Origin of the sequence: Enterococcus sp. DIV1444a, assembly GCF_051712125.1 — a bacterium.
GTDB classification, from domain to species: domain Bacteria; phylum Bacillota; class Bacilli; order Lactobacillales; family Enterococcaceae; genus Enterococcus; species Enterococcus faecalis.
The window spans coordinates 871,336-887,960 of sequence record NZ_JBIOOG010000001.1; the positions used below are offsets into that span (position 1 = coordinate 871,336).

Below are 16,625 nucleotides of genomic sequence, written 5' to 3' on the forward strand. Positions count from 1 at the left end.
TTAAGAAAGGACTAAAAATGAAAAAACTAAAAAGCTACACCAGTATCTGGGCAGTTGAAAAGGTGATCTACGCGATCAACGATTTTCAACTGCCTTTTCCTGTTACCTTTAGTCAAATGGCTTGGTTCGTTTTAACTTTATTGGCAATGATTCTTTTCGGAAATTTGCCACCACTAGTATTTATTCAAGGCGCTTTTCTAAAATATTTAGCCATTCCTGCAAGTGTCACATGGTTTATGTCTAAGAAAACATTTGATGGAAAACGTCCTTATGGCTTTTTACGATCAGTTATTTTGTATCTTGTTCGTCCAAAGGTAACTTATGCAGGAAAGAAAGTAACGTTAAATAAACAAAAAGTGCAACTGGAAATAACAACAGTTAGGAGTGAAGTCTATGACCCAAATCAAGTACATTGAAAACAATTTAGTCTGGAATAAGGATGGCGAATGTTTTGCGTATTATGAATTACTACCGTATAATTATTCTTTTTTATCAGAAGAACAAAAATTTGAAGTACACGAACAATTTCAACAATTAATTGCACAAAATCGTGAAGGAAAAATCCATGCGCTTCAAATCTCCACCGAAACGAGTCTACGAGCAACGCAAGAACGTTCTAAAGAAGAAATTACAGGACGTTTAAAGGCAATTGCCCAAGAAAAAATAGAAGAGCAGACCGAAGCTTTGGTCTCAATGATTGGCGATAATCAATTGGATTATCGTTTTTTTATTGGGTTTAAACTCGTATCTACAGATCAGGAATTGACAGTTAAAAATGTTGGTAAGGGATTCAAAGAAACATTGCATGCATTTACCTATCAAGTGAATCATCAGCTAATGGGTGATTTTGTTTCAATCCCTCAAGAGGAAGTTTTTCGTTATCAGAAATTGGAAAAATTATTAGCGGCTAAAATTTCACGCCGCTTTAAAATTCAACCTTTATTCTCAAAAGACTTTGCTTACTTAATAGAACATATTTATGGAGGAGAAGTAGCGCCTTACGAGGAGTATGAATATGTACTTCCTAGGAGGAAATTAAGCAAGGAAACTCTAATCAAACGTTACGATCTTATTCGTCCAACTCGTTGTTTAGTCACAGAGAAACAACGTTATTTAAAAATTGAGCATGAAAAGCAGTCCATTTTAGTGGCTTATTTAACCATCAACTTAATTGTGGGCGAGCTAGATTTTCCATCGTCAGAAATTTTTTACTATCAGCAACAACAATTTTCTTTTCCTATTGATACAAGTATGAATATTGAAATTGTTCCTAATAAAAAAGCGTTATCGACAGTTCGTAATAAGAAAAAAGAATTAAAAGACTTAGACAATCATGCGTGGGAGTCAAATAATGAAACAACAAATGGTGTGGTAGAAGCATTGGATTCTGTTGATGAATTGGAAACTAATTTAGATAAGTCCAAAGAATCTATGTACAAGTTAAGTTATGTCGTCCGAGTCTCAGCTAAAAATGAAGAAGAATTAAAGCAGCGTTGTGAAGAAGTCATGGATTTTTATGATGATTTAAATATTAAATTAGTTCGACCGTTTGGCGATATGTTGGGCTTACATCAAGAGTTTTTGCCAGCAAGTAAGCGATATATGAACGATTATATTCAGTATATTACTTCAGATTTCTTAGCTGGATTAGGTTTTGGTGCTACTCAAAAGTTAGGAGAAAGAGAAGGTATGTATGTTGGTTACAATGTAGATACAGGACAAAATGTCTATTTAAAACCTAGTTTAGCTAGTCAAGGAGTGAAGGGATCTGTTACAAATGCGCTGGCAGCGGCTTTCCTTGGTTCGTTAGGTGGAGGAAAATCTTTTAGTAACAATTTAATCGTTTATTATGCAGTACTATTTGGTGGTCAAGCGTTGATTCTTGACCCGAAAGCCGAACGAGGTAATTGGCAAGAAAAATTACCAGATATTGCCCATGAAATTAATATTTTGAATTTAACCAGTAAAAGTGAAAATCAAGGAATGTTAGATCCTTACGTCATCATGAAAAGAAGTAAGGACTCAGAAAGTTTAGCTATTGATATTTTAACGTTTTTAACGGGAATTTCTAGTCGAGATGGCGAAAAATTTCCTGTCTTACGTAAAGCTATTCGTTCTGTTACTCAAAGTCATAAGCGTGGATTGATCTGTGTGATTGAAGAATTACGTAAAGAAAATAGTACTATTTCACTGAATATTGCCGATCACATTGAATCATTTACTGATTATGATTTTGCTCAATTGTTATTTTCTGATGGTTCAGTGGAGCAATCTATTAGCTTAGACAAACAATTAAACATTATTCAAGTAGCAGACTTAGTGTTGCCAGATACAGAGACAAGTTTTGAAGAATATACCACGATGGAATTATTAAGTATTTCTATATTGATGATTATTAGTACCTTTGCCTTAGATTTTATTCATAGTCAGCGGGAAGTCTTTAAAATTGTTGATTTAGATGAAGCGTGGTCAATTTTGCAAGTAGCACAAGGAAAAATATTATCGAATAAACTGGTTCGTGCAGGGCGTTCCATGAATGCTGGAGTATATTTTGTTACGCAAAACAGTGATGATTTATCGGACGAGCGCTTGAAAAATAACATTGGCTTAAAATTTGCTTTTCGTAGTACAGATATTCATGAAATTAAGAAAACACTAGAGTTCTTTGGTATTGATAAAGAAGATGAAGAGAATCAAAAACGGTTGCGTAATTTAGAAAATGGTCAATGTTTATTTCAAGATTTATATGGTCATGTGGGGATTCTTCAATTTCATCCTGTCTTTGAAGAACTCGTTCAAGCCTTTGATACACGACCACCTTTATTGAAAGCAGCAGGTGCGTCTCATGAAAAAGAAAACTAAAAAACAAATACTCATAGGAATGGCAGTGATGCTCTTCTTTCTGTGGGTACTAATGAGCCTTTTTACCCTTTCAGCAAGTGCTAGTGGCTTAGTAGACAATAAAATTGATGCGGGTCATCTCTATTCAACGTATAGCTTAGACCATTATCAATTGGATTTTTTTGTGGATAGTTCATGGGATTGGCTACCATGGAATTGGTCAGATGGAATAGGTAAATCTGTCATGTATGGTCTATATGCGATTACTAATTTTTTATGGACCGTTAGTTTGTATATTTCCAATGCAACCGGTTATGTGATTCAAGAAGCATATCGGCTCGATTTTATTTCAGATACTGCAGATGCGATTGGTAAAAATATTCAAACTTTAGCTGGAATTTCAAGCCATGGTTTTGCCAAAGAAGGTTTTTACATTGGCTTTCTTTTGATTTTTATTCTACTTGTGGGGATTTATGTAACTTACGTGGGTTTAATTAAAAAGGAAACGTCTAAAGGGATACGTGCAGTCATTAATTTTGTGACTGTTTTTTTATTATCTGCTTCCTTTATTGCCTATGCGCCAAGCTATATAAAGAAGATTAATGACTTTTCAACGGATATTAGTTCAGCAGCGTTATCTTTAGGCACGAAAATAGTGGTACCAGATGCGACAACCAAAGGAAAAGATAGTGTGGATTTGATTCGAGATAGTTTATTTGCTATTCAAGTTCAACAGCCTTGGCTATTGTTACAATTTAATGATTCTAACAAGGAAAAAATTGGTGTAAAGCGAGTAGATAAATTATTAGCCGTTGATCCAAACAGTGAAAATGGAAAGAAACGTGAAGAAGTAGTGAAAGAGGAAATTACTAAACACAACAATAAAAATTTGACGCTTACCAAAACCATGAATCGTTTAGGAACCGTGGTTTTTCTCTTTCTATTTGATTTGGGCATCTCGGTCTTTATCTTCTTATTAACAGGCATCGTGATCTTTTCACAAATACTATTCGTGATTTTTACGATGTTTCTACCAATCAGTTTTTTACTTTCGATGCTACCGACGTATCAAGGAATGGCCAAAAAGGCGATTGAAAAACTATTCAATACAATTATGATGCGTGCGGGGATTACGCTAGTTATTACGACAGCTTTTAGTATCTCTTCTATGTTTTATGCATTATCAGGAAACTATCCATTTTTTATGGTTGCTTTTTTACAAATCGTTACATTTGGTGGCATTTATCTTAAGTTAAGTGACTTGATGGGGATGTTTAGCTTACAAAGTGGAGACAGTCAACATCTTGGACGAAGAGTCACTCAGGGACCAAAAAGATTTGCGCAAAGAAATATCCGAAGCTTAAAACGCAACATTGGACGAACGTTAGTAGGTACGTCTCTTCTATCAAAACTACCAAGTAAGCAAAAAGGCTCTAAAACTAGTTCACCTAATCGGAAAAACAGAAGTAAGTATTTAACACTGACAGCCAACAATAGACATCAAAATAAGTACATTAAGGACAAAAAAACTCATAACAAAAATAAAAAGACAACCGATAAAAACAAGTATTCAATCAAAAAGAATCCCGAATTAAATACAGCGAATCAAAAGAATAAACGAAGAATTTTAACCAAAGAAGGAACCAAAAAAGATCATAAAAATCATCCAAAACAGCCAATTATTACCTATAAAAATAAGGCTTTAAAAGATAAAAAAGAACCTATCAATTTCTTAAATCTCAAAGGAAAATGACCCAAGTAGACCGTACAGGCAAAAAAGTTCACCAAAGAAAAACTCAAAAGACTCCTCCCAAATATATGAGACCTAATACAGTGAAACTGAAAAATAGTTTCACAAAATCTGTGAAAAAGAAGGGATGATTTATGAAACTAAAAATACTATGTTTCGGAAGTAGTTTTTTTCTGAGCCTAGTAGGTTTGTTGTTAACTAGTCTATTACTATTTTCAACTGATCAAGATTCTTCTGCATCCACTGAACCTTCTGAAACTCAGTTATCTGTTAGCCAAGAAGTTCTCAACTATCAAAAATTGGTTAATAAATACGCAAAAGAAAATCATATTAGTGAATACAGTGATTACCTATTGGCGATTATGCAAGTGGAGACAGGCGGAAAAGGGCAAGATGTGATGCAAAGTTCCGAATCATTAGGTCTAGCTCCTAATTCTTTAAGTCCGGAAGCATCCATTAAACAAGCCTGTATCTATTTTTCACAAATGGTGACTAAGATGAAACGAGAAGGCAGTGATATTGAAAGTGTAATCCAGAGCTATAATTATGGCTCTGGTTTTCTAGATTTTGTGAAAAAACATGGTAAAAAATATAGCTATGAGCTAGCAACAACTTTTGCCAAAGAAAAATCAGGTGGTAGAAAGGTTCCTTATCATAATGAAATTGCAGCGGTCAAAGGTTATTGGCGGTACGCTTATGGGAATCAATTTTATGTGCTTTTGGTGAAACAATACCTTAAACAAGAAGCACCAAAGTTTGATGATAAGATCGTTCAAAAAATTATGAACGAGGCCTTAAAATATCAAGGGTATCCCTATGTTTTTGGAGGCTCTAACCCAGAAACGAGTTTTGATTGTAGTGGCTTAACCCAATGGTGTTATGGAAAAGTGGGAATTCAATTACCGAGAACAGCACAAGCCCAATATGATGTGACGACACATCTTTCCATTCAAGAAGCAAAGCCTGGCGATTTAGTCTTTTTTCACTCAACGTATGATGCTGGAGAATACGTGACCCATGTGGGAATTTATGTAGGAAAGATGAAAATGTATAACGCTGGAAATCCAATTGACTATGGTGATTTAACCGATAGTTATTGGCAAGCGCATTTAATTGGTGCTGGGCGCGTGAGAAGATGAAAGGTGTGAAGAAATGAAGATTACGATTGAAAAGACAAAAAGAGAAAAGAAAGTAAAAAAGAATACGCTCAAAAAAACTAAGAACAGCCGTAAAGTTCCCGTATTAGTGATAGGCAAGAGACGAAAATCTGTCCTATTCTTATGGATAGTATTATGTCTCAGCTTGGGCTTTGCAATTTATAAAAATTTTACTGCGATTGATCGTCAAACGATTCACGAAAAAGTGAAAGTAGAAGAAAAGTTAGTGGATACAACAGGTATTCAAAGCTATGTAGAAAGTTTTGCGAAAGACTACTTTACTTGGGAGAATCGAAAAGCAGCGATTGAAAATCGTACCAAGAAAATTAATGGTTATTTAACAGAAGAACTTCAACAGCTGAATCAAGAGTTGATTCGTACGGATATTCCTACGAGTTCCCAAGTTCAAGCTATTCATATTTTTAAAATCACTCAGAAAAGTAAACGAGATTTTCAAGTGAATTTCACGGTAGAACAACGAATAACCGAAGGGAAGAAATCAAGTGTTATTGCTTCTGCATACCAAGTCACTGTCCATCAAGCGGAGAATGAAGATAAGGTAATTACCCAAAATCCAACGATTACTCGTCAACCAGGACATTCTAATTTTCATCCGAAACAATGGGAGAACGATAGTACGATTGATTCCAAAACACGGGATGAAGTGACGAAGTTTTTGAAAACATTCTTCAAGTTGTATCCGAGAGCAACTAAGGATGAGTTGTCTTACTACGTAAAAGATAAAACTATTCAGCCGTTAAATAAGAACTATTTGTATTCCGAACTGGAAACACCTGTTTTTAGAAAGGATAAGGGTGGCATGGAAGTCGAAGTTTCAGTTAAGTACTTGAATCAAGAAACAAAAGCTACGTTAGTTTGTCAGTATCATTTGAAATTGGAGAAGAAACAGAATTGGGTGATTGATAAAATAAATTAGATTTAAAATTAGGAATAGCTAAGTTTCAAAAATAATACCAATATAGATTAATAGAAGCTTATAAATATCATTGTATATTCTTTTTAATCGGCGAGTAATGTAATAATTAAGAGAAAGTTTATTTCTTATAATCAGTCAAGTATTGACATGTGTTTAAAACGGAAATAGTTTTAAATTGTAGTTATGAATGCGTTAACAATTGATTGTTTTCTATTAACTTCCATTAATATTCTGTCTTTATTTCATATATTAGTAAAACAGGGACTTTTATAGTAGATGATAGGATTCTTCGGATTTATAATGATTCGAAGGGAAATATCACTTATTTAACATATTTTTTAAATGTTTTTTTCTTTCTGATATTAAGTGTAACTAAAGTGACAAAAAAGGAAGCTAAATCTGACAAGAATGTTCGTTGCTTTCTTCTAATGCTTCAGTTAACATCAAGAAAGACGTAAAAATTAATTTTTTAGAGTATACTCCTGGCTATGCTAGATTAAAATAATTTATACAATAAAAAACAAAGATAAGCAGAAGTTTGAAAGCTTCTACTTTTTTTTTCGTCTATTTTTTAAACAATTTTTATGTTTATTAGTTCCTCAGGAACTTTTTAGTAAGTATTCGTTCATGATACGATGCTTACGTAATAAAAAAATATATATTGGAGGGATCTTAAATGATCAAAAAAGTTATTGGAGTTGCAACATTGTCGATTTTAGGAATGAATGCTGTAGGTTTGGGTTCAATCACTGCTTTTGCAAATGATGAAAAGCAGTCGGATACTAAAGTATTTTATACAAAGGAAGTAGAACCAGCAGGCTGGGGGCTAGAAGTACCGGCTACAGTTGAATTGAAAAAAGATTCCAAATATCCAGAAGCGTATGTCGCAATTAACAAAGTTAAAATCACAAATATCGAGGGGGGAGAATTTAAAGATGAGAACTTAAGGAACATCTTTACCATTGCGTATGGACCAGGTGGAGATACCCTAATAAATCCAGAAAAAGATAGGTTATTGTTGACCAATCCTGAAGTTCCAGTAGGATCTGTGTTAAACGTAGGCTTAGTAAATGAACAGGGAGATGAGTCTGAACACATAAAATCTTCTACCCCACTGCCTATGTACACTCCATTTTATCTCGAAACAGATACAAGTGGCACTAAAAAGCCAGTCCAAAATATCGGTTTTGAATCCGACTTAAAAAATGTTGAAGATGGCCGTTCACTTACAAAATACAATTTAGATGCAACTATGAAATGGACAGCTCAAAGAACAGCTATTGAAGAGTAATATATATTACGTCTAAGCTAGTGGAAGATGTAGATAAAAATAAAAATGATTTCTACATCTTCTATTTGTTTGTAAGAATTTAATTTTTTTAATAATAGGAGATATGTAAATGAATAAAAATAATAAAAGAACTATAAAGATTTTAGTAAGTGTTATAGGGATTGTGACGCTCATATTGGCAAGTTTCTTAATTTTTAAACATTTTTTCTTGAACAAAGAGATTGAGCAAGGTGCAGTTCAGTATAATTCCGAGTACAAAGATGTTTCACCTGGATATATTGTCTTTCCTGCCTATGAAAAAAATTTGCAGATGAATAAAGACCAGAAGGAGCTCCCTATCAAACTAGTTAACCCTAAAATTAATAAAAAAGTATTTCTTACATACAAGATTTCAGTTGTAGTTGAGGGTAAAACAAAACAAATTTACGAATCCAAACTTATTGAATCTGGTAAAGCATTAGAATCACCTAAACTTGAAAAAGACGTGCTTAAAGACATAGATAAAGGGGAATATTTTTGTAAAATCGATGTACATGCCTTTACTTTTACAGAAAATGAATACACAAAACAAAAAGTAAAGCGCAAATTAAATCAGGCCTATTGGGATGTTAAATTGTTTGTTGAATAAATAGTTTGACCTAAAAGGAGATGGAAGCGTGCGACTTATAAGAAAATATAGCTATTCAATGTTATTAATTAGTTTTTGTTTTTTATTGAACTGTGCGCTTATTACAACTTATGCTAATGAAACTGTAGTTATCTATAGTGGGCAAAAAACTATTGTTAAATATAAAGTAATGTTTAAAGCAAAGGAAAACGGTGTACTAGTTGGGACACCTTCCATTTATTTACAAAAAGGGAATTTTATAAAAGATTATATGGTACCAAGAGCAATTCCTAATTCCGGCTTTAGTTTTGGCGGATGGACTGATGATAATGAGAGAGCGGTTGTTGATTGGAGTAAAGAGCAAATTGTTAAAGAACGTGTGTATTACGCGAACTTTATATATTCGTCGAATAATAAACTGATTAAGAAAGATAAAATTGACCTAACGATTGAAGATAATAAAAAGCCCCTCTATTATCCAAAATTAAATTGGAAAACAGAAGATTATTTCATTCTGATAGGTATCATTTTAGTGTCTTTAAGTTACATTAACAAAAAGAAATGAGTAACAACATTTAATAATCAATTGTTCGAAGTTGATTCGGCTTATTTAGGAATGCAGGGAGGACCAAAATGTGTACTAACATGATTAAAGATATAAAAAATATTCATAAAGAACAAAATAAAACCTTTTTAAACAAAATTTTAGAACACAATGGTAAAACATGTTTAAAAAAATTCACTTTTAAAAAAAAGCTTGCAATAGATAACATTCTTGAGCCAGGAAACCTTTATTATATTAAAAAAGGTGTTGTTATGCGCTCTTTTTCTGATAGTGACGGTCATGTAAAAGCCGTGGGACTTTTATCAAAAGATGAGATTCTAGGATTTGCAACTTTATTTGGAGAAGTACCAATTCAATGGACTACAACTGTTTTACAGGATACAGAAATTTTAGTAATTACAAATAAATTGTTGTTAGAAAATTATAAAGAAAGCTTGACTTTACTTGGACTAAATTTTCAATATTATATAAGTATCTCATACTTATATTGGCAAAGTGCTTTTTCAGTTGGGTTTGAAAGAATAAACTTCACATTGATAAATTTGGCTTGTTGTTTAGGAGAGCGGGTAAAGGAAAATAGTTTTCATATGCCAAGTTATATTACACATGATATTATCGCTTCTTTTTCATCCGTAACAAGATCTTACGTCACTCGACATCTCTCAAAATTAATGAAAGAACAAATTATTAGTATAAAAAATAATAAAATTTGTATAGTAGATATGAACAAACTCGTTCTTAAGACACCTAATTATTATAGTTAAAATGTAATGAAGCTATAGAGTATATGTAATTATATAAATGAATATGATTTTATAGTATTTGCGGTAGGACCGTATAACAGCCAGAAACTTAAAAATATAGCCCTTCCTTACAATTTATATAGAAGGGCTATTAAATCTCAAGAAAGCTATTTAATTGTTAATAAAGATACACCTTCAGTAATTTTACCTTTAGAACTTGGAGTTATTTCTGAATAATCTGTAGTATTTGTCACAGTGACTATTGTTGTATCGTCAAGTCCTGATTTTGTAATTATTGCACTATTAAATGTTCCAAGAATATCTCCTTTTTTTACTTTTTGATTAGCAATAACTTTTTTAGCGAATCCTTTACCTTTCAGCGATACTGTATCGATGCCAATGTGAATCAGTACTTCAGCACCAGTATCTGATTTAAGTCCATAAGCATGTCCTGTTTCAAATACGGTTTGAACAGTGCCATCTACTGGAGAATAAACGGTACTTCCATTTGGTTTAATAGCAATTCCTTGCCCCATAGCTCCTGAAGAAAATACCGGATCATTTATTGAATCAAGAGTAATTACTTCACCAGAAAGGGGACTAACAATCGTTTCTACTAAAGTGTTTGCTTTTGTAGGTGCATTAACAGTAACTGTTGATTCTGTTATTATTTCTGAAGTATTAACCGCAGTTTGTTCAGTAATTTCTTCTGCTGCAAAGATACCTGCAGCTTTTGTTTTACCATAGAAGTAAGTAACTGTAAAAGCAATGGCAAAGCTAATTAATTCACACAGCAAGTAAAAAGGGATAGAAGTTGCATTGATTGAAAGAAATCCAAGGAACCCAGCTGAACCAAGCGATACAGCAACAACTTTCAATAGAGCTGCTATTGCTGCAGCAATGCCTGAACCAATTAAAGCACAGAAAAATGGGAATCGATATTTTAAGTTTACACCAAACAACGCTGGTTCAGTAATACCAAGAAGTGCTGAGACTCCAGCAGAAGAAGCAAGACTCTTTGTTTTAGAATTTTTAGTTAAGAACCAAATAGCGAATGTTGCAGCACCTTGTGCTACATTTGCCATAGAAGCAACTACGAAGATAAAATCTCCTTGACCAATACCATTCGACCATGCTGAAAGTAATTGTGTTTCAATTGCTGGAAATGATTGATGCAGACCAGTCATTACAATGAGCGAATATGTTCCTCCAAAAATACCCATTCCTATGAATCCAGCTGCATTATAAAGCCAAACAATAGCATCTGTAATTCCATTAGATAGTAATAACATTACAGGACCAATAACTGTGAATGTCAAGAACCCAGTAATTATTACGGATAATAATGGCGTGAATGTAAAATCAATAGATGAAGGAAGTTTTTTATGAAAGTATTTTTCCAGTACTGACAAAAGATATACAGAGGCTAGTACTGGAATTACTTGATATGAATAGTTCGTTTGGGAGACATGATACCCAAAAATATTCCAGTACTCAGTAGACCCTCCAAGGTCTGGTGTTGTCATAATCATACCAATTACAGCTCCGAGAAACTGATTCGCTCCAAAACGTTTAGCTGCGGAAATTCCTACTAGAATGGGTAAAAATATAAAAGGTGCAGCTGACATAATCTGAATCATTGAGGAAATCCCTTTAATAGCAGGATATATTTCTTCTATTGATTTTGGTCCAAAAAGTCCAGCGGCGGTTAAAAAGTTTCGCAATGCCATTAATAATCCACCTGCAACGAGTGCAGGTATAATTGGGACGAAAATCTCGGATAGTAGTTTAATTAATGCCATGAATGGATTGAATTTTTTGTCTTTATAGGTTATTTGTTTTAAACCATCTGTTGAAAGTTCTGCAAGACCAGTCTTTTTTATAAGTTCATCATAAACAAAATTAACGTCTCCAGCACCGATAATAACTTGATACTGCCCATCGATTTTAAATGTACCTTTTATATCGGGGTTTTCATCTAAAGCTTTTTGATCAACTTTTGTATCATCTTTGAGCACGAGACGAAGACGCGTTGCACAGTGTGCAGCAGCGATAAGATTATCTTTTCCGACTGCTTGAATTATGTCGGAAGCTAATTTAGTGTAATCCATATTAATAGCTCCTTTTATAACATTTTATTTTAAAGAAAGCGCTTTTTTAATTACGTATATTTTAGCACATTTCGTAAACATGTCAAACGTTTGTCATATTTTTTTTATTTGGTAATAGAATGATTGATTTTTTCGAAGAAAACGTTTACTATATTTATAATAAAAAGTTATACTGAAGGAGTAGAAGATGAAATTACCTAGAGAAATACGATATCGTGCCTATTCTGAATGGAGTAAAGATGAAATTATAAAAATAAATAAACATGTCAAGCAGTCTCCTTGGCATACTAACTATCATATTGAACCTACAACAGGATTGCTTAATGATCCGAACGGATTCTCTTTTTTTAATGGAAAATTTACACTTTTCTATCAAAATTGGCCATTCGGAGCATCACATGGATTAAAAAAATGGGTGCATACTGAGTCACATGATTTAGTTCATTTTTATGTGACAGGAGCAGAACTTCTTCCGAGTACAAGATACGATAGTCATGGAGCATACTCTGGTTCAGCATATGAAGTAGATGGCAAATTACTTCTATTTTATACAGGAAATGTTCGAAATAAAAATTGGATACGCAATTCGTTTCAACTAGGAGCATGGATGGATACAAGTTACAGTATTACAAAATGTGAGAGTGTTTTTATTAATCAGCCTGAGGATGTCACAGATCATTTTAGGGATCCACAAATCTTTAATTATAAAGGAAAATTTCATGCAATTATTGGAGCACAAAGTCTTGAAAAAAAAGGAATTATAAAACTTTATCAAGCTTCCAATAACAATGTTGAAAATTGGGAAGAGGTAGGTAATTTGGATTTTTGTAGCGGCGGATCAGAATACATGATTGAGTGCCCTAACCTTTTATTTGTAGATGAAACACCAATTCTTATTTATTGTCCTCAAGGACTTGATAAATCAGAACTTAATTATGATAATATTTATCCAAATACTTATAAAATTTTTCAAAGTTTTGATGAACAAAATGCAAAGCTTGTGGGTTCTTCTGAAATTAAAAATCTTGATTACGGTTTTGATGTCTATGCAACACAAGGATTTAATTCTCCTGACGGACGTACTTTAATTGTTAGTTGGATTGGGCTTCCTGATATTGAATACCCTACAGATAAATATGATTATCAAGGTGCAATGAGTCTTGTTAAAGAGCTTTCTATCAATAATGGAAAGCTTTATCAATACCCTGTAGATGCTATTAAGACACTGCGAACTAGTTGCGAAGATTTTACGTCAAAAATAGAAACAAGTAATACTTATGAACTGGAATTGACTTTTCCAGCCAATCAGAAATCAGAATTACTTCTTTTTGCTGATGATAAAGGAAATGGACTAAGCTTAACAGTAGATACTAAAAAAGGGAAAGTTGTTTTAGATCGTAGTAGAGTGGGGACTCAATATGCAATTGATTTTGGTACGACTCGTGAATGCTTAATAGATACTGAAGAAACAATTGCTAATATTTTTGTAGATAACTCAATCATTGAAATTTTTATTAATAAAGGAGAGAAAGTATTTACCAGTCGTGTATTTCCTGAGAAGTATCAAAATGGTATTCAAATAAAATCAGGAGAACCTATTGGAAAATACTTTGGATTGGAGTACTAATATGGTAGCAAAATTAACAGATGTAGCTGAATTAGCTGGAGTTAGCCCGACAACTGTATCACGTGTCATTAATAACAAAGGCTACTTGTCGGAAAAAACCAAGAAAAAAGTCCATGAAGCTATGAAAACTTTAGGATACAAGCCAAATAACTTAGCGCGTGGGTTACAAGGAAAATCACCTAAACTAGTAGGTCTCATTTTTCCTAACATTAGTAATATCTTTTATGCGGAACTCATTGAATATCTTGAGATTGAATTATTTAAACAAGGATACAAAGCAATCATTTGTAATAGCGAAAATGATCCTGGAAAAGAACGTGAATATCTTGAAATGCTTGAAGCAAATCAAGTCGATGGTATTATTTCTTCTAGTCATAATCTTGGAATTTCTGACTACGAGCGCGTTAAAGCGCCAATTATTGCTTTTGATAGAAATTTAGCACCAAATGTTCCTATTATCGCATCAGATAATTTTGAAGGTGGTAAATTGGCAGCGAGTATTTTACAAAAAAGTGGTTGTCAAAACATTATTATGATTACTGGAAATGACAATACCGACTCTCCAACAGGGTTACGTGCTTTAGGATTTTCTTTCCAAATTCCAGGTGGAAAGGTCTTTAAAGTTCCTAATAGCTTGTCTACTATTCGTCGAGAAATGGAAATTAAATCAATCATTTCGAATAACAAACCAGATGGAATTTTTATTTCAGATGATTTAACAGCCATTCTTACTATAAAAATTGTTCAGAAACTCAACCTAAATATTCCAGAAAATGTGAAAATCATTGGGTATGACGGAACATCATTTATTGAAGATTTTTTACCACAATTGACTACAATTAAACAACCCATTGATGAAATTGCAAAGTTAATAGTTGACGTTTTATTAAAAAAAATTAAGGGTGAAAAGATAAGTAAAGATTATATATTACCTGTATCATTACTAGCCGGTGGAAGTATTTAATTAACGATATAGGAGTATTGTTTATCAAAAATTACCAATAAAAAAGAAATACCTATAGGAGTTCAAATTGTTAGTGATTTTTGATATTAATGAAGGCATATAATCTAAATGAGATGGATATAGCATATATTGATGAAAAATAAAGAACGTTGGATTACCTGTATCGTATATAGATTTACAAACAAAAAGTGCTGATAGTATAAAGAAAAATTAAAAAACTTTGATAAAAATAAAACATAAAAAAACAACTGCTATAAGTTATTAATAGAGAAGAACCAACAAGGTAAGCCTTATAGGTTCTTTTGTTTATTGTGATCACTTTTAGAAGTTTAGTAGGTCATTCAAGTTGAATACACTTCATTTTTAATAATGTTCCCAGTAGTAAAGTTAATATGTAAATGTAACTGATTGAACAATTAGCTCTGAGATAGGAGGAAATATAGTGAATATTTATAGTTATTTTATTTTAATTGTGGCGGTGGTGTTATTAATCAATATTATTTTTTTTGATAATAGTCAAAATGCTGGTATTGGGTTCAGAACTAAAGAAAGCATGGCTTCAAAAACAAAATGGGTTTTTTCACAAAAAATTTTTTATGGAGTCATTATTTTGATATCACTATTAGCAATAATATTAAATCATTTTCATATTATTTTAGAACGCACATCCGTTTTAATTTCTGTGATAGGAATAGTTGTAGCTGGCACAGTCACTCAAATAACGTTAGTACTTATGAGAAAGAGAAATAAGAATAAAAGAAAAAAATAAAATGGTAAAAGTTTATTCGTTTTGGAGTATTGTTCAATTTATTATTAATAAAAAAGTTTTTCAAAATCTCTTATACGGAACTAGATTTTAAGAAGTAGAGAATAAAAAAATTGTCAGGAGAAATGGCAAGTAGATATATTATGTTAGTTCTTTATTCCCAATTATCATAGTTGTATTCTATAGTTTAAGGTTCATTTCAAAACTAAGAAAACCTCCAAATTATATACTGTTTGGAGGTTTTTTATTCTAGCAAGATCTATGAATGCTATTTAACGGTAATTGATTCCAAACTCAATAATTTATCTTTTATCAGCTCTAAAACTTCTTGTTCTTTTGCAGACATTGTTGTGCTGTTGACTAAATAGTGATAGTAAAAAAGTTTGTGGGCTAAGGGTATTTTTTGAAGTCCATCATTACTGCCAATAAAACTTGCTGGGAGAATGGTAACACGGTTACTGAGAGTCAGCATGTTTTTAACAATTTTTAAATCTTCTCGAATGACTATATTATTTTTCGGTATTTTATACAAATCGAAAAAAATTTGTACGCTATGAGCTAGAGAGGGATTAACCTGGCTTTGAATGAAAGATAGCGCACGATAATCTGAATAGTCAGTTAATGTATTATCTTTTGAACAAACCAAAAAGAGTTCTTCTTGGTAAAATAAGGTTGTCTCAAAATGAGGATTGGAATCTAATTTAATTGGACTTTCTATTATTCGAATCTCTCCTTGTTGGACATTAAGTTGTCTACAAGTATCTTCTTTAAACAGACATAATTTTTCGTATTGATCAAAAATTTTAGAAATATTTTGTTCCATTGCGTAATCGGTTATAAGTATCGGGATATGTCTGAAATCGTTTAATAGAAAATGCTTGTTCATTTCAGTAATTGTTTCTTCAATTTTGTTTGCATAATTCAAAAAGATTTCTCCATCATGAGTTAAAGTAATTTTATGTTTTCCACGGCTACGCTCGATTAACTTTTTGCCAAGAAAATCTTCCAATCTAAGAATAGTTTTAGAAATTGCTGATTGTGACATATGCTCATGTTCAGATGCTTTAAAAAAAGTTTCTTCTTGACAGATTTTACAATAAATAGATATATCTTCCAGATTCATAAAAACACATCCTCATTTAAAAATTGATAGTTCAAGTAAATCAGTTGTTTCTGAAAAAATATAAGCAATGATAAATAGAAAGCTTTGGTTACTGGTCAAAGTTTCCATTTAACATTGCTTATCTAAATTAATTCGTAAATAAT

13 protein-coding genes and 1 pseudogene are annotated in these 16,625 nt (G+C 32.4%); 12 read left to right on the forward strand and 2 right to left on the reverse strand.

From position 1 onward, the window contains the following. Positions 1-17: 17 nt before the first annotated feature. From IGI87_RS04435 to IGI87_RS04475, 9 genes and pseudogenes are all read left to right on the forward strand, one after another. A complete protein-coding gene (locus tag IGI87_RS04435; RefSeq protein WP_438736328.1) occupies positions 18-416 on the forward strand; it encodes a conjugal transfer protein in 399 nt (132 codons plus the stop codon). Beyond that, the gene (locus tag IGI87_RS04440; protein ID WP_438736329.1) at positions 394-2,862 is read left to right on the forward strand and encodes an ATP-binding protein; all 2,469 of its coding nucleotides are present in this window, start codon (positions 394-396) and stop codon (positions 2,860-2,862) included. The genes IGI87_RS04435 and IGI87_RS04440 overlap by 23 nt, the downstream gene beginning before the upstream one ends. Next, positions 2,846-4,573 (forward strand): annotated as a pseudogene (locus tag IGI87_RS04445) (CD3337/EF1877 family mobilome membrane protein); the annotation flags it as partial. The gene IGI87_RS04440 and the pseudogene IGI87_RS04445, both read left to right, overlap by 17 nt. Positions 4,574-4,725: 152 nt before the next feature. Continuing rightward, entirely contained in the window at positions 4,726-5,730 is a 1,005-nt protein-coding gene (locus IGI87_RS04450) for a bifunctional lytic transglycosylase/C40 family peptidase (protein ID WP_317095390.1), read from the forward strand. A gap of 13 nt (positions 5,731-5,743) precedes the next feature. Further along, a complete protein-coding gene (locus IGI87_RS04455; RefSeq protein WP_317095391.1) occupies positions 5,744-6,685 on the forward strand; it encodes a conjugal transfer protein in 942 nt (313 codons plus the stop codon). A gap of 676 nt (positions 6,686-7,361) precedes the next feature. After that, the gene (locus IGI87_RS04460) at positions 7,362-7,976 is read left to right on the forward strand and encodes a hypothetical protein (protein WP_208773786.1); all 615 of its coding nucleotides are present in this window, start codon (positions 7,362-7,364) and stop codon (positions 7,974-7,976) included. A 109-nt stretch (positions 7,977-8,085) separates the two neighbouring features. After that, positions 8,086-8,604 carry a hypothetical protein gene (locus IGI87_RS04465; protein ID WP_207434962.1) on the forward strand — a complete coding sequence of 173 codons (519 nt, stop codon included), beginning with the start codon at positions 8,086-8,088 and terminating at the stop codon, positions 8,602-8,604. Positions 8,605-8,662: 58 nt separating this feature from the next. Beyond that, complete coding sequence (locus IGI87_RS04470; RefSeq protein ID WP_202563062.1) at positions 8,663-9,148, forward strand: hypothetical protein; 486 nt, start codon at positions 8,663-8,665, stop codon at positions 9,146-9,148. A gap of 68 nt (positions 9,149-9,216) precedes the next feature. Next, positions 9,217-9,912 (forward strand): Crp/Fnr family transcriptional regulator, encoded by a 696-nt coding sequence (locus tag IGI87_RS04475; protein WP_208773785.1) that lies wholly within the window; start codon positions 9,217-9,219, stop codon positions 9,910-9,912. A 146-nt stretch (positions 9,913-10,058) separates the two neighbouring features. Here IGI87_RS04475 and IGI87_RS04480 read toward each other — a convergent pair whose 3' ends face one another. Beyond that, positions 10,059-12,002 carry a sucrose-specific PTS transporter subunit IIBC gene (locus IGI87_RS04480; protein WP_438736330.1) on the reverse strand — a complete coding sequence of 648 codons (1,944 nt, stop codon included), beginning with the start codon at positions 12,000-12,002 and terminating at the stop codon, positions 10,059-10,061. A 187-nt stretch (positions 12,003-12,189) separates the two neighbouring features. Here IGI87_RS04480 and IGI87_RS04485 point away from each other — a divergent pair, with 187 nt between their 5' ends. The 3 genes from IGI87_RS04485 (at position 12,190) to IGI87_RS04495 (ending at position 15,362) form a co-directional block, all read left to right on the forward strand. Continuing rightward, positions 12,190-13,629: a sucrose-6-phosphate hydrolase gene (locus IGI87_RS04485; protein ID WP_438736331.1), complete on the forward strand. Its 1,440-nt coding sequence runs from the start codon at positions 12,190-12,192 to the stop codon at positions 13,627-13,629. Position 13,630: 1 nt separating this feature from the next. Further along, the gene (locus IGI87_RS04490; protein WP_202563069.1) at positions 13,631-14,593 is read left to right on the forward strand and encodes a LacI family DNA-binding transcriptional regulator; all 963 of its coding nucleotides are present in this window, start codon (positions 13,631-13,633) and stop codon (positions 14,591-14,593) included. A 442-nt stretch (positions 14,594-15,035) separates the two neighbouring features. After that, positions 15,036-15,362: an SdpI family protein gene (locus IGI87_RS04495; protein ID WP_202563070.1), complete on the forward strand. Its 327-nt coding sequence runs from the start codon at positions 15,036-15,038 to the stop codon at positions 15,360-15,362. 265 nt (positions 15,363-15,627) lie between these two features. Here IGI87_RS04495 and IGI87_RS04500 read toward each other — a convergent pair whose 3' ends face one another. Next, positions 15,628-16,482, reverse strand: a complete 855-nt coding sequence (locus IGI87_RS04500) for a LysR family transcriptional regulator (protein WP_208773783.1) — start codon at positions 16,480-16,482, stop codon at positions 15,628-15,630. Between the last annotated feature and the right edge of the window lie 143 nt (positions 16,483-16,625).

What these genes read in the sequence shown, in the direction of transcription:
- IGI87_RS04440 (WP_438736329.1), top strand. Translation starts at nt 394, where the DNA reads ATGACCCAAATCAAGTACATTGAAAACAATTTAGTCTGGAATAAGGAT.
- IGI87_RS04465 (WP_207434962.1), top strand. Translation starts at nt 8,086, where the DNA reads ATGAATAAAAATAATAAAAGAACTATAAAGATTTTAGTAAGTGTTATA.
- IGI87_RS04480 (WP_438736330.1), bottom strand. Translation starts at nt 12,002, where the DNA reads ATGGATTACACTAAATTAGCTTCCGACATAATTCAAGCAGTCGGAAAA.
- IGI87_RS04455 (WP_317095391.1), top strand. Translation starts at nt 5,744, where the DNA reads ATGAAGATTACGATTGAAAAGACAAAAAGAGAAAAGAAAGTAAAAAAG.
- IGI87_RS04500 (WP_208773783.1), bottom strand. Translation starts at nt 16,482, where the DNA reads ATGAATCTGGAAGATATATCTATTTATTGTAAAATCTGTCAAGAAGAA.
- IGI87_RS04460 (WP_208773786.1), top strand. Translation starts at nt 7,362, where the DNA reads ATGATCAAAAAAGTTATTGGAGTTGCAACATTGTCGATTTTAGGAATG.
- IGI87_RS04435 (WP_438736328.1), top strand. Translation starts at nt 18, where the DNA reads ATGAAAAAACTAAAAAGCTACACCAGTATCTGGGCAGTTGAAAAGGTG.
- IGI87_RS04490 (WP_202563069.1), top strand. Translation starts at nt 13,631, where the DNA reads ATGGTAGCAAAATTAACAGATGTAGCTGAATTAGCTGGAGTTAGCCCG.
- IGI87_RS04485 (WP_438736331.1), top strand. Translation starts at nt 12,190, where the DNA reads ATGAAATTACCTAGAGAAATACGATATCGTGCCTATTCTGAATGGAGT.
- IGI87_RS04450 (WP_317095390.1), top strand. Translation starts at nt 4,726, where the DNA reads ATGAAACTAAAAATACTATGTTTCGGAAGTAGTTTTTTTCTGAGCCTA.
- IGI87_RS04475 (WP_208773785.1), top strand. Translation starts at nt 9,217, where the DNA reads ATGTGTACTAACATGATTAAAGATATAAAAAATATTCATAAAGAACAA.
- IGI87_RS04470 (WP_202563062.1), top strand. Translation starts at nt 8,663, where the DNA reads ATGTTATTAATTAGTTTTTGTTTTTTATTGAACTGTGCGCTTATTACA.